This is a genomic window from Acidisoma cellulosilyticum (assembly GCF_020621385.1).
Classification (GTDB): Bacteria; Pseudomonadota; Alphaproteobacteria; order Acetobacterales; family Acetobacteraceae; genus Acidisoma; species Acidisoma cellulosilyticum.
This window is the reverse complement of record NZ_JAESVA010000004.1, coordinates 46,598-60,515: the sequence shown is the minus strand read 5'-3', so window position 1 is coordinate 60,515 and position 13,918 is coordinate 46,598. Positions and strand designations below refer to the sequence as shown.

Genomic DNA, 13,918 nt, shown 5'->3' with positions numbered 1-13,918 from the left:
GTCACAATACGAGGTCGTCTCGATGTCCGCTTATCCCGATACGCAGCTTTTCATTGACGGCGCTTGGGGGCCGGCCATGGCCGGCGGGGTTCTGCCCGTGCTCAACCCCGCGACGGGCGAGCAGATCGGCACCCTGGCGCGGGCGGAGATCGCTGACCTCGACCGCGCACTCGCCGCCACCGAACGCGGCTTCCATATCTGGCGCAATACCTCGGCCTATGAACGCGCCCGCATCATGCGCAAGGCCGCCACCTTGCTGCGCGAGCGGGTGGAGGCCATCGCCAGGCTCATGACCCTGGAACAGGGCAAGCCCCTGGCCGAATCCAGGGTCGAGACCGCCGCCGCCGCCGATATCATCGACTGGTTCGCGGGCGAGGCGCAGCGCGCTTATGGCTGGGTCATCCCGCCGCGCGCCGGCCATATCATGCAGACCGCGGTGAAGGAGCCGGTGGGACCGGTCGCCGCCTTCGCACCCTGGAACTTCCCGATCAACCAGATCGTGCGCAAGGTCTCGGCCGCCCTCGCGGCCGGATGCTCGATCATCGCTAAGGGCCCTGAGGAGACGCCGGCCTCCCCGGCAGCCCTCATCCAGGCCTTCCATGATGCCGGCGTCCCGCCGGGCGTGATCGGCCTGGTCTATGGTGACCCGGCAACCATCTCGACCTATCTCATCCCGCATCCCGTCATCCGCAAGATCACCTTCACCGGCTCCACCCCCGTCGGCAAGACGCTCGCCGCCATGGCCGGCCAGCATATGAAGCGCGCGACCATGGAATTGGGTGGCCATGCCCCGGCCATCGTCTTCGAGGATGCCGATCTCGATATCGCAGTGAAGCTGCTGGCCGCCAGCAAGTTCCGCAATGCCGGCCAGGTCTGCGTCTCCCCCACCCGCTTCCTGGTGCAGGAGCGTGTCTATGACCGGTTCGTCGCGGATTTCGCGGCCGCCGCCAGCGCCATCACGGTCGGCGACGGCCTGGCCGAGGGCACGGTGATGGGGCCGCTCGCCAATCCCCGCCGGGTGCAGGCGATGGAGGCTTTGGTGCAGGACGCCGTGCAGAAGGGCGCGACGCTTGTCACCGGCGGCGAACGTCTCGGCAATGCCGGCAATTACTTCCAGCCGACGGTGTTGAGCCGGGTGCCGCTGGACGCGCGCGCCATGAACGAGGAGCCTTTCGGTCCCCTCGCCTTGTTCCGGCCCTTCTCGACGCTGGATGACGTTCTCGCGGAAGCCAACCGCCTGCCCTACGGTCTGGCCGCCTATGCCTATACAAGCTCGGCCGCGACCGTGCAGGCGCTGTCCACCCGGGTCGAAAGCGGCATGCTCTCGATCAACCATGCCGGGCTCGCGCTGCCGGAAACGCCCTTCGGCGGCATGAAGGATTCGGGCTATGGCTCCGAAGGCGGCGCCGAGGCCATCGACGCCTATCTCAATACCAAATTCGTCACCGTCGCTTGAACGCCGCTCGGCCTGCCGACGGCGCCCCAATTGGCGAAGCGGGCCGCAAGGCCCGTCCTGCTATGATTGCTCAAACAACAACAATAATAATATCGGGAGTGTATTATGCCTGACAGCAATCTCTCAGCCGGAAGCTACAAGACCATCCAGGGGGCAACGTTCTGGGTTGCAGATACGGGGGAGACGGACCTGCCCGTCATTCTCTGTCTGCACTCCTGCTTCCTCGACGGCACCATGTTCGACGGCCTGGTCGCCGCCGTCGCCGGCCAGTATCGCGTCATCCGGCCGGATTTTCGTGGCCAGGGGCGCAGCGATCTCGATGACGTCGACATCATCACCATGGAGACATGCGCCGAGGATATGGAAGCGCTGATCGATGCGATGGGATTGACGTCGATCAACGTCGTGGCGCAATCCATGGGCGGTGATGTCGCCTTCAGGCTCATTTCCAAACGCCAGGACCTCTTTCGGTCGCTGGTCGTCGCCGGATCCTCTGCCTGTTCTGAGCCGCCCGACCAGCTGGCCCGTTTTCGGCAATGGGTGATCGACGCCGGCAACCAGGGCTTCTCCGGCGATGTGTTGGACACCACAATGGCCATCATGCTTGGCGAGACGACGCGCCATGATCCCGCAAAGAAGCCCATCGTCGATTTCTGGCGCGAGCGGATCGCGGCCTTGCCGAAAGCCCTCCGCCCGGCCATGAGCGGTGTTATGGAGCGTGGCAGTTCCGTCCCGCTTTTGCCGGGAATCACGATTCCCGTTTTAATCATCAACGGGGAAGAGGATTTGCCGCGCCCACCTGCCTGGTCGGATGAGATGCTGCGGGAACTGCCGAATGCGAAGCTGATGCGCCTCAAGAAAATTGGTCATAGCCCGACATTGGAAGCGCCCGAGGTCGTGATCCCGGCGATCCAATCCTTCTTCGACAATCCTGCCGCCTGACCCTGCATGATGGGATGATCGACCCGGCCGATGCTGCATCTGTATACAGATAAGGTATCGGCCGATTGACCGCGTATTATCCTCGATAGCGAAATAAGGACCCGCCCAAGGAAAACTGTTGAAGTCAAATGTCATGACGTTGTAGCATTTTCGCATGCCCTGGAACGACGCCCCTCTGGAAGACGGCCCGATACCGCTTTGGCATCAGATTGCCGAACGGCTCAGGCTCAGTATCGATCAAGGGGAATTCACGTCCGGCGACAGATTGCCGTCCGAGGCTGAGCTTTTCGCGGCCTTCGGCGTCAGCAGAACCACGGCCCGCACGGCCCTCGACAGTCTTGAACATGACGGTCTGATCAGCCGCCGCTCCGGCAAGGGCTCAATCCTCCTCGCGAAGATCGATCAACCCTCGCAACGGCTTGCGGGCTTCGCCGAAGATATGCGCCTGCTCGGCCTGAAGCCAAGTTACCGGACACGCGCCATCCGGCAGATCGACTGCCCACACGATTGGGACGAGCTTTTCGCCTTCAAACCGCGTCAGAAGCGCAAGCTCATTGAAGTGGAACGCCTGCTTCTGGCGAATAAAAAGCCGGTGGGACTCAGCCGCTCCTGGTTCGCGCCGTTACTGTTGGGTCTGAAACGTGAGCCGCAGATATCTGAGCTTGATGAGGGATCGCTCTATGCCTGGATCGAGGACCAAAGCGGGCGCGCTATTCTAAGCGGCGAGGAATTTGTCTCGGCAACCGTCGCCGATGCGCCGACGGCCGCGATACTCGACACCGTCGAAGGTTTTCCGCTTCTGTCGGTCGCCCGCACGACGCGCGATGGGTCCGGTGCCACAATCGAATATGCGGAACTGGTCTATCGCGCGGACCGCTATCGGCTAAGAGTGGATCTTGTCAGAAAATGAAACCCTCTGCCGCTCTCTTCGTCGGTGACGGAAGTTGGGATACGACTCAGCGCATCCCGCGCCTGCCGGGCGTCGATGAGAAGGTCAACAGCACCGCCTATATCGAATCGTCCGGCGGTGTTGCCGCCAATGCGGCCGCCGCCTGCGCCCGTGTGGGAACGGTCAGCCGGGCACTGATCCGACTGGGGCAGGATGATGCGGCGGATTGGATCAAGCGGAGCCTGACGGAAGCCGGCGTCAGCATGGTCGCTGATCAGGCCGAAGGATCCACGACGCGGGCCACAATCCTGCTGGAACCGCATGGCGAAAAAAGGCTGCTCCTCTTCGATGGTACCGGCCTTTATCCCAGTGTCGAAGCTGTCGCGGCCGTCGATCTGTCTGACATCGGCTGGGTTCATACGACGCTCTACTATCCCGACAGTGCCGCCATTCTCATCGCCAGATGCCGCGCGGCCAAAATCCCTGTGTCTATCGATCTGGAGCCAGGCAGTTTTGCCAATCTGTCCGATGTCGCTCCTCTTATCGACGGCAGCGCGGTCGTCTTCAGCAATAATCGCACGGAGGAGCGTCTCGGCGATGCCGTGACCGCACTACTGGCGGTCGGCGCTCAGGCCATTGTCCGGACGAAAGGGGCCGATGGCGCTTCCTGGCATGACGGAACGGTCGCTTGTCACGTCACCGCGCCGCGCGGCGATATTGTCGACACGACGGGCGCGGGCGACTGCCTGGCAGGGTGGTTTGTCGGCGAACGTCTGGCAGGACAGCAACCGCTCGACGCCCTCACCAGGGCCGTCCATGCCGCGAGTTTGAGCTGCGGCGGACTTGGGTCTGCCAGAGCCTATCCCAGCCGTCATGATGTCGAAACATCGCTCACGAGAGGCTTGCTTTAGCATATGTCGCCCCCGAAAGTTCTGCCGGCCAAGCCGAGCGCACTCAAAATGCTTTTCCCGAGCGCCAGGCCCGTTATTGGTGTCATCCATTTGCGTCCGCTTCCGGGTGCCCCGCGCTATTCCGGCACTGACCTGCGCGAGGTTTATGCCGCCGCCGTTCAAGACGCCAAAACCCTGGCAGCAGGCGGAATCGACGGTATCATCATCGAGAATGCCAGCGACATGCCGTTCCGGCGTCCGGAGAATATCGGTCCCGAGACAGTCGCCGCGCTGACCGCCGCCTGCCTTGAAGTCCGCAATGCCGTCGATACGCCGATCGGCATTACCTGCGTCGCCAATGCGGTTATCCCGGCCTTGGCGGTTGCGAAAGCCGTCGGGGCAAGATGGGTGAGGGCCAATCAATGGGTCAATGCCTATATCGCCAATGAGGGCTTTCTCAACGGTCCCGCGCCGGAGGCGATGCGCTACCGCGCCAATATCGGCGCGCAGGATGTCTTCATTTTCGCCGATGTACACGTCAAGTTCGGAGCCCATGCCATTACCGCCGACCGCTCGATCGCGGAACAGGCAACCGACGCCGAATGGTTCGATGCGGATGTGCTGATCGCCAGCGGCACCAGAACCGGATCGCCCACACAACCCGACGAAGTGACGGCGGTTCGTGCAGGCACCAACCTGCCCGTGATTGTCGGTAGCGGTCTCAACCCGGAACAAGTACCGACCCTTTTCCAAGTCGCCGACGGCGCCATCATCGGCCAATGGCTGAAGAAGGACGGCGTCTGGTGGAACCCGGTTGACCCGAAACGGGTCGAGCAACTCATGTCCGCAGTCGCGGCAGTGAAGCTTTAAAAGCAAGAAACGAGAGGACGCCTTTTCTTACCCTTACAGGAGACTAGAGCAATGCGCCCAGATGCCTCCCCCACTCATCCAACCGCCTCTCATCTCAGTAAAATCTATACCCGCGACGCCACCGGCCTGCGCAAGGAAGCCGGCCCCTTCGATATCTTCATCTACAACGTCAATAATCAGAATATCGCGCTCGGGGTCATCTTCCTCTTTGGCGGGCTGGCCTCCTATCCGGGCGGCAGTTTCGCGCTGACGGTCCTCATCGCGACCCTGCTCGTGATACCCATCTATGTCGTCTATTCCCGCCTCTCGGCGGATATGCCGCGGTCGGGCGGCGACTATGTCTGGGTCAGCCGTATCATGGGCCGCAAGGCCGGACCGCTGCTGGGCTTCACGGTTGCCGCGACCTGGATCATGTCGGCCTTCGTGTCGATCGGCGCGCCCATGGCCTTCATGGCCCAGTTCGGTATCGCGCCCTTCCTGCGGGAACTCGGCAGTGCCACAGGGTCGCTCGCTTTGTCGCATGCCGGCGACTGGGTCTATAGCAATAACGGCACCATCATCGTCGGTGGCTTGTTTCTGATCGCCTTCACCATCGTCATGCTGGTCGGCGTGCGAACCTATATGACATTGCAACGCTACGCCTTCTTTCTCGCCTGTATCGGCCTTGTCATCGGGTTGCTTTGCCTTGTCTTCACCGGCCATACCAGCTTTGCCGCCTCCTTCGATGCCTATGTCAAAAGCCTCGGCGGTGTCGATGGTGCCTTCGCGCTCGCCGAGAAAGCGGGCGGCCCGACGGCAGGCCATGCCTTCTCTGCCAAGGCCACCTATTACGCCTCGATCTGGTCGCTGTACATGGTGCTGTTCGGCGCCACCTCCTGCTATATCGGCGGCGAAGTCCGCCAGCCCGCGCGAACCCAACGCCTTGGCATGTTCGGGTCGCTGATCTTCACCGCAATCGGCCTGCTGCTTCTCATCATCGCGCTGTTGCATGTCGGCGGAGAAGCCTTCTTCATGGGCCTCGGCTCCGCGAAGCTCGGCCTTGCCTATGCACCGACCTATAATGAGCTCATCTATGCGCTTTTCGCGCCGAGCGTCGTCGGCGCTCTTGTCATGGGCGTGACCTTCTTCTTCTGGACCTATGTCTGGATGCCCATCAACTACTTCACCGCAACCCGTCTGCTGCTGGCGCTTTCGCTCGACGGCTATTTGCCGCGGTCGCTCTCGAAGGTGAACAGCCGCTTCGGCACGCCCCATATCGCGATTCTCATCTGCGGCCTGTTCGGGCTGCTGTCGCTCTATCTCTTCGTGACCGGTGTCATATCAACCGTAACGCTGGTTTTCGCCTGCGCCGTGATGTTCGTCATCACCGGCATCGCGGCCGTGCTTTATCCCTTCACCATGCGCCGCACCTGGGAAGCATCGGGCGCGAAGCGGTTTCTCGGCGTGCCGACCATCGCGTTCTGGGGTGCCTTGCAGACCGTCTTTTCCCTCATCGTGCTCGATATCTTCTGGGCCGATCCGGTCGCCGGCATCAGCCTGTCCTCCTCCAATATCATCCTCAATGTCGGCGCGCCGATCCTGGCTTTCGTCGTCGCTGCCCTTGTCATCGCCATTCGCCGCTCGGGGGGTACGGATCTCGGCCTCGCGACCGCAGAAATCCCGGTGGAGTGAACTGATGCGTTATCCGGAAGCAGGCGGCGTTCTTCATACGGGCCCCGCGACATTCTTCGGCTTGCCTTATGAGACGACGCCTGCCGAAGGAACGCGCATCGCTTTCGTGGGGGTCCCTTGGGATGAGGGCAATGGCGGACGGAACGGGGCCAATTACGGGCCCCGCGCCCTGCGCGATGCCTCCAACTGGTTCACCTCCTACGACTATCGCCGCAAGATCGACGTCTGGGACTGTCTCCCGGCCGTCGATGCCGGGGATATCAGCGTCGTGCCCGGTGACCCTGCCCAGACCATGGAGCGCGTGTCGGCCTCGGTCGAGGCGTTGTGTCGTCAGGGCATCATCCCCTATTTCATCGGTGGCAATCACGCGATCACCATCGGCACCGCTGCCGGTGCGGCGCGCGCGCTGGCCGGAAAAAAGATGGGCTATCTCAGCATCGATACCCATCTCGACACCGCCCCCGGCTGGGGCGGCTCCCCCTTCGCATCCGGTTGTCCGACCAACCGGGCGGCCAATCTCCCCAATGTCGATGGCAAGAATGTCGTGGTCTATGGCATCCATGGCTGGCTGAACGCCCGCGAGCATTTCGACATCGCCGATGAATTCGGCATGCGCTGGTACGGCGTCGAGGAAATTCGCGAACGCGGCATCGCTGAAAGCCTGGCCGAAGCGATCGCGATCGCGCGCAAAGATGTCGACGGGCTCTATATCACCTTCGACATGGACGCGATCGACAGTTCATCGGCGCCCGGCGGTGGCACGCCGGAAGCGGATGGCTTCACCGGGCGCGAAGCGATCCAGATCGCACGCATGCTGGGCGCCGCGCGACCCTTCGCCCTCGATATCGTGGAAATCGCGCCGATGTACGAGCTGTCCGGCGCGACGCCGCGCCTGTCCTGCAATATCATCATGGAGACGCTCGCGGCCCTCGCGGCGAGCGAACTGACCTGATGGGTGCGGTTGCAACCGATGACCTGATCGCCGAGGCAGAGCATATCGCGCAAGCGGCGGAACACGCCGGCCTCACTCTTGGCGTGCTGGGCGGTGTCGGCATCGCCATGCGCTGCCCCTCCGCGAAGATCGCACCGCTGGCCAGGACCTATGGCGATATCGACCTTGCCATCCTGCGGAAAGATCGTGAGGGGATCGAGACTCTGCTGAAAGAGCTTGGCTATCAGCCGGATCACGAGACAAATCTGCTATTCGGTCGTAATCGGCTGATCTATTTCGAGACCGATCGTCTTGGCCTGCATATCGACGTGATGCTCGATCATCTGCATATGTGCCACGATATCCCCTTCACCTTCGCGCAAGGCCGCCTTGATATGGGCTGTCTTCTGCTGACCAAGTTGCAGATCGTCGAGGCAACCGACAAGGATCTGCGCGACATCGCGACAGTATTGGTCGACACGCCGCTGACCAAGACGGGTGACGGCATCGATCTTGACCGGCTGGCCAGCCTTTGCGGCAAGGATTGGGGTCTGTGGCGCACCGTCATGGATCAGCTTGAGCGTATGCAGCCCTTTGCCCAGGCCCTCGGTCCGCTGCCCGGCCCTTACACCTTGTCGACCCAGATCGCGCTCATGATCGACCGGCTTCATACCCAGCCCAAAAGCATGGGTTGGAAAGCCCGGTCTGTCATCGGCCGCAGGGTGCAATGGTACGAACTCCCCGACGAAGGACAAAAGAAGGCATGAGCTTCCTCAAGAAGTTGTTCGGGCAACGTGCCGAGACCGGATTCCGCATTTACTATACCGGCGATATCCACGGCTCGGAACTCTGCTTTCGCAAGCTGCTCAAGGCGCCGGACTTCTATAAGGTCGATGCGGTTATCGTCGGTGGCGATATCACCGGCAAGGCGATGCTCCCGGTGGTCGAGCAGCCGAACGGCACGTTCGTCGCCCGTATTCAGGGCAATGAGCGGACGATCCAGGCCGAGGAGTTGGAGAAGCTGGAGGACAGCATTCGCTTCAACGGCTTCTATCCCTATCGCTGCACACCCGCCGAACATGCCCGCCTGGACGCCGATGACGATTTCCGAAAGTCCATCTTCACCGGCGTGATGGTGGCCCAGATCGAACGCTGGTGTGCCATGGCCGCCGAACAGCGGCGTGACGGGCTGCCTATGTTCATCATGCCGGGCAATGACGACGAATTCGCCATTGACCAGGCGATCGGCGGTGATGGCGTGGTCAATCCCGAAGGGCGGCTTGTCGAACTGGGTCCTTTGCAGATGGTCTCATGCTGCTGGGCAAATCCGACGCCCTGGCATAGCCCAAGGGAAGAAAACGAGACGGCTTTGGCTGAGCGGTTGGAGAGGATGGCCAGCGCTTTGACGCCAGGCCGGCCGACTATTCTCAACCTCCATTGCCCGCCCTTTGATTCGGCATTGGATATGGCGCCGAAATTGACGGATGATCTGCGACCCGTGATGTCAGGCGGCCAGCCCGTCATCACCCCCGTCGGGTCCAAGGCGGTGCGCGCGCTCATAGAACGGCTGCAGCCGGTACTCACCCTTCACGGTCATATTCATGAGTCCCGGGGGATTGCGAAAATCGGCCGCACCACCTGCGTCAACCCCGGCAGCCAGTATTCGGAAGGCCGTCTGGATGGCGCCGTCATCGAACTGGCCGGGAATGAAATCATCAGTTGCCAGCTCGTCTCCGGCTGAATGTCTCCGTAGGTCCTGGCTAAGCTCATGCGCGTGCCAGGACCTATGCAAGACAATGATCAAGCGAATATAGATCCGCTGAATGCGGTTGTTTAACACGCACAACCGCATTCAGCATCTGGATGATCTATGCGTTCATCAGAGTTCGGCTCGCTCTCTCAGCTACCCACCGACTTGTATCGCAATCTCCAACTGCCGGCCGTCATGGGCCCAAAGATGTCCGATTTGCAGGGCCGTCGGGTCCGGGAAGATGTAGGTCTGCCCTTCTGCGATGCCCTTTACGATATTGGCAGCGGCATGCTCGGGTGTCGCTTTATCGAGAGGAATGCCCTTCGCCAAATCCGTATCAATGGGCCCCGGATAGATCCCGATGACCGTTATTCCGGACTTTTGCAATGTGGCACGCAGCGCCTGGGTCATAGACTGCAGCGCGGCCTTCGACGCGGAATAGCCGGCCAGAACCGACACGGGTGCAAGACCGACAATGCTGACGACATTCGCAATCGTCCCTGACCCACGGCTGACGAAGGACGGTGCAAAGGCGCGAATGACCCGAAGCGTGCCGTAGAAATTGGTGTTCATGTCGGCATCGATCACGTCCTGCGGGCTGGTGAGCCAGTCCCCGAAGGCCATTGTTCCTGCGTTGTTGAGCAGCACGTCCACGTCCCGCGCTTGCTCGGCAGCCGCCAGCACCGACGTGTCACTCGTGACGTCAAGTTGCAAAGGCAAGACGCGCGGATCGCCGAAATTCGGCAACGAAGCGAGGGTGCGGGCACCCGCGTAAATTTTTTTGACATCGCCTTTCAGCAATTCCCGAACCGTCGCGGCACCGATTCCGCGATTGGCACCGGAAACCAGGATAACTTTATTGGATAAGGACATCGTCTTCCTCTGATTGCTGACCAACTGACGCCGCAAGGCCGGCGGCCGGGCGGTAAACAGTTTGGTTTACATTTTCACTGGTAAACAGATCGGTTTACCAAGTCAATCCGATTTGCTATGCTTACCGGGACAGTCGCGGGGGTTAGGTCGATGGCAGAGGATGCAGAGGTCGAGGGCAAGAAGCTTGAAATCATCGAATGGGCATCCGAGCGCTTCTATGAAGGCGGATTTCATGCCACGGGCATCGATTCGGTCATGGCCGGCAGCGGCATATCCAAACGTACCGTCTACAAATACTTTTCCTCGAAGGAGGCCTTGATCGAAGCGGTCTTGGACCATTATGGCTCCGACATCGTGGATGAGCTTTTTACGCCGGCCCGAGCCGCCGGGCATGACCCTCGCCGGCAGATCATGGCGTTTTTTGACATCCGCAAAGCGATGATCGACGAGAACCCCATTCGTGGATGTTTAGGCATCAAGGCATCTCAGGAATATGTCGGCAAACATGACGGCATAGCCGAGCGAGGAAAAAACGCAGCGGCCTATGTCGAACGCGCCTTTATCGACCTATGCGAGCAGACCGGCCTTGCCGATCCGGTCAATCTCGGAAAGCAGATCAGCATCCTGTTTCAAGGCAGCTTGCTGCTCTCGCAAGTGTTTGGCGACAGCGCGCCGTTTGTCGCAGCAAGGGCGGCGGTCGCCTCTCTTTTGAACCATGCCGCGGTGCCAAGTCGAAGACCTGGGCCAAGGACCGCCAAAAAATGACGCAAGCGCGGGCGCCTCGGTGAACCGAAGGCCGTGAGCCGGTCCTAATGAGAGCTGACAGTCTTACGCGTCAGACCGACGGCGGCAATGCAGAGGATTGCAACGAACGATAGCGGAAGGGCCAGCCAGCAGACCGCACTCCACCCGAACTGCGTCAGCAGACCGCCGGAGGAGAAGGACGCCAGTACCATCGCGCCGAACACCACGAAGTCGTTGAACGATTGCACTTGGGTCTTTTCCTCGGGCCGGTGACAGTCCAGAACCAGCGCGGAAGCGCCCAGAAAGCCGAAATTCCACCCGATACCGAGCAAGATCAGGCAAGACCAGAATTGCGTGACGCTGACGCCCGTCAGCCCGACGATCGCCGCCCCACCGATCAGCAGCAGACCGGCGACGGCGATCCGCGCCGCACCGAACCGCGCGATGAGGCGACCGGTGATGAAGCTTGGCGCATACATCGCGATGACATGCCATTGCAGGCCGAGATTGGACGCCCCCATCGATAGGCCACACAGGCTCATGGCCAGGGGGACAGACGTCATCAGCAGATTCATGAGGAGATAACTGGTTGTGCCGCAGATCAGCGCGCCGATGAACTTCGGCTGACGGGCAATAGCCAAAAGCGGCCGCCCGCGGGTTTGCAGGCGGGTAACGGGCGGCAGTCGAACCCCGGCGAGCAAGACGGCGCTCGCCAAGGCGAGACCCGCCTGTGCGACATAAGTCGAGGCGAATAGATAGGGCTGCCACACCGCCATCGTGAAGGTCACCACCTGCGGACCAAGCACACCGGCGACGATGCCCCCTGCCATGACGGCCGAAAGCGCCCCCGCACGCCGCTCCAAAGGCACACCATCGGCTGCGGCGAAGCGGAATGTCAGCACGACGGCTGCATAGACACCGCCGCATGACATCGCGACGCAGAAGAGGGCGAAGGAGCCGAGCACAATCGCCCAAGCCGCAAGCAGACCGCCCAATACGCCGCAGGCTGCGCCGACCAGGAAGGCGGCGCGGCGGCCAAACCGATGCGCGATAGCCCCGGCGGGGAGTGTCGCCAGCGCCATCCCAATGACGAAGACCGAGATCGGCAGCGTGGCCAGCGCCTTGTGCGGCGCCAGCATGTTCCCGATCACCGCGGCCGTTGCATAGACGATGACGGAATGCGCACCGCCCATGGCTTGCGCCAAGGCCAATAGCCAGGTGTTCCGCCGCGCTTGCCTTGTCTCGATCTCCGTCATCCCGCGTTCCTACTGACGACCGGCAGTGACACCGCCATCGACAGACAGGACCGTCCCGGTGATCCAGGAAGCGTCGTCGGATGCCAGAAACAGGATCGCCGCCGCGACATCGCCCGGCTGACCATTGCGCCCGATCGGGTGGAAGGCATTGAAGGTCGGGAGCACATCGCGGACCTGCTCCTTGCTCAGAAACGTGTCGTAAACGGGCGTTTCGACCACCGCCGGTGCAACAGCATTGATCCGGATTTGATAGGAAGCAAGCTCGATCGCGAGATTGCGGACCATGGCATGGACACCGGCATTGGCGGCGGAATAGGCGGCCGATGGTGTGGCGCCAATCGCCTGAATGGCCCACATCGAACCGGTCTGGACGATGACGCCGCCCCGTCCCTTCATCGCCTTGGCAGCCGCCTGGGCCGCGAAGAACTTCCCCTTGAGGATGGTGTCGAGATACCAGTCGTAATCGGCCTCGGTCAGATCCAGAAACGGTTTCGGATTGAAAACACCGGCATTGTTGACGAGGACGTCCAACTGACCGAAGCGTGACACGGCGGCTTCGACCAGCGCCGCGCCGGTCGCCGGATCCGCGATGTCCCCCGCAGAAACGATGACGCGCTCGCCCGAGGGATCGATCTCCTGGGCTGCGGCGCGCAATTTGTCCGCATCCCGACCATTGATCGCGACAGAAGCCCCTTCCGCCAGAAAACGCGTCGCAACCTCCTTGCCAATGCCTGATCCACCGCCGGTGATCGCAACCACCCTGCCTTCGAAGCGCATATCCTCATCCTTCCGTCTGATGAGACCGCTATCGGTCTCATATTACCTACCGATCGATCGATCGGTTTGTCGATCGTCCATTAGAGCTTGCTCGCGGGAAGAGCAAGACCTATCTATCGAACGATCGATAGGTGAAATGTGATGTCAGATCGGGCGCAGGTCATCATGGACGCGGCAGAGCGCCGCATTCGGGACGCGGGCTATAGCGGCTTCAGCTTTCGCGAAATCGCGGCCGATGTCGGGGTCGCAAGCTCCAGCGTGCATCACCATTTCCCGACCAAGGAAGCCCTCGCGGCGGCCGTCGCGCGCCGATACACGGATCGGTTCGAAGCGGCCGTGCTGCAGGAGGAGGAGGCCGGCGCACCGCGCGTGGAGGCCTGGCTTCGCGTCTTTCGCCGCGCGTTCCTGCAAGACGGCCGCATGTGCCTATGCGGCTCGCTCGGTGCGACATCTGCCGACTTGCCCCCGACCGTTGCCGCAGAGGCAAGACGCTTCTTCGAACGCGGCCTAGACAATCTGATGGCCGGACCGCTTGATGCGGCGTTGACGGCGGAAGGGGCCAAGCGGACGCTGGCGACCCTTGAGGGGGCAATGCTATTGGCCCGCGCGCTCGGGGATATGAGCGTCTTCGATCAGGCGACATCCGCCCTCGTTTGACCTTAGGCGAAGGTGATTGGTCAAATTCTAGCCGAGCAGTCTTAATTCCGGCCTTGATCTAAAACCATGGTCAACGCCATGTTGATCATAAGACCGCTTCGCCCGTTTTCGTAGACATATCAATTTTTCGCTCCGTGACCTTGACCGGTTCTCAAGGTCAGCATGCATCCTTCCGCCGCAGGGTGGGTCAAGCCACCACGAATTTTACCCAT

The 13,918-nt window shown here is 61.5% G+C and carries 14 protein-coding genes; 11 read left to right on the top strand and 3 right to left on the bottom strand.

Going from position 1 to position 13,918, the window contains the following annotated elements; genetic code table 11:
- The first annotated feature begins 22 nt into the window (after positions 1-22).
- The 9 genes from ACELLULO517_RS12610 to ACELLULO517_RS12570 all read left to right on the top strand — a co-directional run bounded on the left by ACELLULO517_RS12610 (position 23) and on the right by ACELLULO517_RS12570 (position 9,390).
- Entirely contained in the window at positions 23-1,456 is a 1,434-nt protein-coding gene (locus ACELLULO517_RS12610; protein WP_227307750.1) for an NAD-dependent succinate-semialdehyde dehydrogenase, read from the top strand.
- Between the two features lie 105 nt (positions 1,457-1,561).
- Positions 1,562-2,398: an alpha/beta fold hydrolase gene (locus ACELLULO517_RS12605; protein WP_227307749.1), complete on the top strand. Its 837-nt coding sequence runs from the start codon at positions 1,562-1,564 to the stop codon at positions 2,396-2,398.
- 154 nt (positions 2,399-2,552) lie between these two features.
- A complete protein-coding gene (locus ACELLULO517_RS12600; protein ID WP_227307748.1) occupies positions 2,553-3,308 on the top strand; it encodes a GntR family transcriptional regulator in 756 nt (251 codons plus the stop codon).
- Positions 3,305-4,198 carry a carbohydrate kinase family protein gene (locus ACELLULO517_RS12595; protein WP_227307747.1) on the top strand — a complete coding sequence of 298 codons (894 nt, stop codon included), beginning with the start codon at positions 3,305-3,307 and terminating at the stop codon, positions 4,196-4,198. The genes ACELLULO517_RS12600 and ACELLULO517_RS12595 overlap by 4 nt, the downstream gene beginning before the upstream one ends.
- Before the next feature lie 3 nt (positions 4,199-4,201).
- Entirely contained in the window at positions 4,202-5,047 is an 846-nt protein-coding gene (locus tag ACELLULO517_RS12590) for a BtpA/SgcQ family protein (protein ID WP_227307746.1), read from the top strand.
- Positions 5,048-5,098: 51 nt separating this feature from the next.
- Positions 5,099-6,718, top strand: coding sequence for an APC family permease (locus ACELLULO517_RS12585; protein ID WP_227307745.1), 1,620 nt, complete (start codon positions 5,099-5,101; stop codon positions 6,716-6,718).
- Positions 6,719-6,722: 4 nt separating this feature from the next.
- The gene (locus ACELLULO517_RS12580) at positions 6,723-7,670 is read left to right on the top strand and encodes an agmatinase family protein (protein ID WP_227307744.1); all 948 of its coding nucleotides are present in this window, start codon (positions 6,723-6,725) and stop codon (positions 7,668-7,670) included.
- A complete protein-coding gene (locus ACELLULO517_RS12575; RefSeq protein ID WP_227307743.1) occupies positions 7,670-8,416 on the top strand; it encodes a nucleotidyltransferase family protein in 747 nt (248 codons plus the stop codon). Before ACELLULO517_RS12580 ends, ACELLULO517_RS12575 begins: the two co-directional genes overlap by 1 nt.
- A complete protein-coding gene (locus tag ACELLULO517_RS12570) occupies positions 8,413-9,390 on the top strand; it encodes a metallophosphoesterase family protein (protein ID WP_227307742.1) in 978 nt (325 codons plus the stop codon). Before ACELLULO517_RS12575 ends, ACELLULO517_RS12570 begins: the two co-directional genes overlap by 4 nt.
- 162 nt (positions 9,391-9,552) lie before the next feature.
- Here the strand turns inward: ACELLULO517_RS12570 and ACELLULO517_RS12565 are convergent, their stop codons facing one another.
- Positions 9,553-10,272 (bottom strand): SDR family oxidoreductase, encoded by a 720-nt coding sequence (locus ACELLULO517_RS12565; protein WP_227307741.1) that lies wholly within the window; start codon positions 10,270-10,272, stop codon positions 9,553-9,555.
- 117 nt (positions 10,273-10,389) lie between these two features.
- Between ACELLULO517_RS12565 and ACELLULO517_RS12560 the strand changes: the two genes are divergently transcribed.
- Positions 10,390-11,037: a TetR/AcrR family transcriptional regulator gene (locus ACELLULO517_RS12560; protein WP_227307740.1), complete on the top strand. Its 648-nt coding sequence runs from the start codon at positions 10,390-10,392 to the stop codon at positions 11,035-11,037.
- A 44-nt stretch (positions 11,038-11,081) separates the two neighbouring features.
- Here the strand turns inward: ACELLULO517_RS12560 and ACELLULO517_RS12555 are convergent, their stop codons facing one another.
- Complete coding sequence (locus ACELLULO517_RS12555; RefSeq protein WP_227307739.1) at positions 11,082-12,272, bottom strand: MFS transporter; 1,191 nt, start codon at positions 12,270-12,272, stop codon at positions 11,082-11,084.
- 9 nt (positions 12,273-12,281) lie between these two features.
- A complete protein-coding gene (locus ACELLULO517_RS12550) occupies positions 12,282-13,049 on the bottom strand; it encodes an SDR family NAD(P)-dependent oxidoreductase (protein ID WP_227307738.1) in 768 nt (255 codons plus the stop codon).
- Between the two features lie 141 nt (positions 13,050-13,190).
- On the opposite strand from ACELLULO517_RS12550, the gene ACELLULO517_RS12545 reads away from it, so the two are divergent.
- Positions 13,191-13,706, top strand: coding sequence for a TetR/AcrR family transcriptional regulator (locus tag ACELLULO517_RS12545; RefSeq protein ID WP_227307737.1), 516 nt, complete (start codon positions 13,191-13,193; stop codon positions 13,704-13,706).
- Positions 13,707-13,918: the final 212 nt, after the last annotated feature.

Bases quoted from the DNA above. Each gene is read 5' to 3' on its own strand.
- ACELLULO517_RS12600 (WP_227307748.1), top strand. From the start codon at position 2,553: ATGCCCTGGAACGACGCCCCTCTGGAAGACGGCCCGATACCGCTTTGG.
- ACELLULO517_RS12595 (WP_227307747.1), top strand. From the start codon at position 3,305: ATGAAACCCTCTGCCGCTCTCTTCGTCGGTGACGGAAGTTGGGATACG.
- ACELLULO517_RS12570 (WP_227307742.1), top strand. From the start codon at position 8,413: ATGAGCTTCCTCAAGAAGTTGTTCGGGCAACGTGCCGAGACCGGATTC.
- ACELLULO517_RS12545 (WP_227307737.1), top strand. From the start codon at position 13,191: ATGTCAGATCGGGCGCAGGTCATCATGGACGCGGCAGAGCGCCGCATT.
- ACELLULO517_RS12560 (WP_227307740.1), top strand. From the start codon at position 10,390: ATGCTTACCGGGACAGTCGCGGGGGTTAGGTCGATGGCAGAGGATGCA.
- ACELLULO517_RS12565 (WP_227307741.1), bottom strand. From the start codon at position 10,272: ATGTCCTTATCCAATAAAGTTATCCTGGTTTCCGGTGCCAATCGCGGA.
- ACELLULO517_RS12580 (WP_227307744.1), top strand. From the start codon at position 6,723: ATGCGTTATCCGGAAGCAGGCGGCGTTCTTCATACGGGCCCCGCGACA.
- ACELLULO517_RS12550 (WP_227307738.1), bottom strand. From the start codon at position 13,049: ATGCGCTTCGAAGGCAGGGTGGTTGCGATCACCGGCGGTGGATCAGGC.
- ACELLULO517_RS12575 (WP_227307743.1), top strand. From the start codon at position 7,670: ATGGGTGCGGTTGCAACCGATGACCTGATCGCCGAGGCAGAGCATATC.
- ACELLULO517_RS12610 (WP_227307750.1), top strand. From the start codon at position 23: ATGTCCGCTTATCCCGATACGCAGCTTTTCATTGACGGCGCTTGGGGG.
- ACELLULO517_RS12605 (WP_227307749.1), top strand. From the start codon at position 1,562: ATGCCTGACAGCAATCTCTCAGCCGGAAGCTACAAGACCATCCAGGGG.
- ACELLULO517_RS12590 (WP_227307746.1), top strand. From the start codon at position 4,202: ATGTCGCCCCCGAAAGTTCTGCCGGCCAAGCCGAGCGCACTCAAAATG.
- ACELLULO517_RS12555 (WP_227307739.1), bottom strand. From the start codon at position 12,272: ATGACGGAGATCGAGACAAGGCAAGCGCGGCGGAACACCTGGCTATTG.
- ACELLULO517_RS12585 (WP_227307745.1), top strand. From the start codon at position 5,099: ATGCGCCCAGATGCCTCCCCCACTCATCCAACCGCCTCTCATCTCAGT.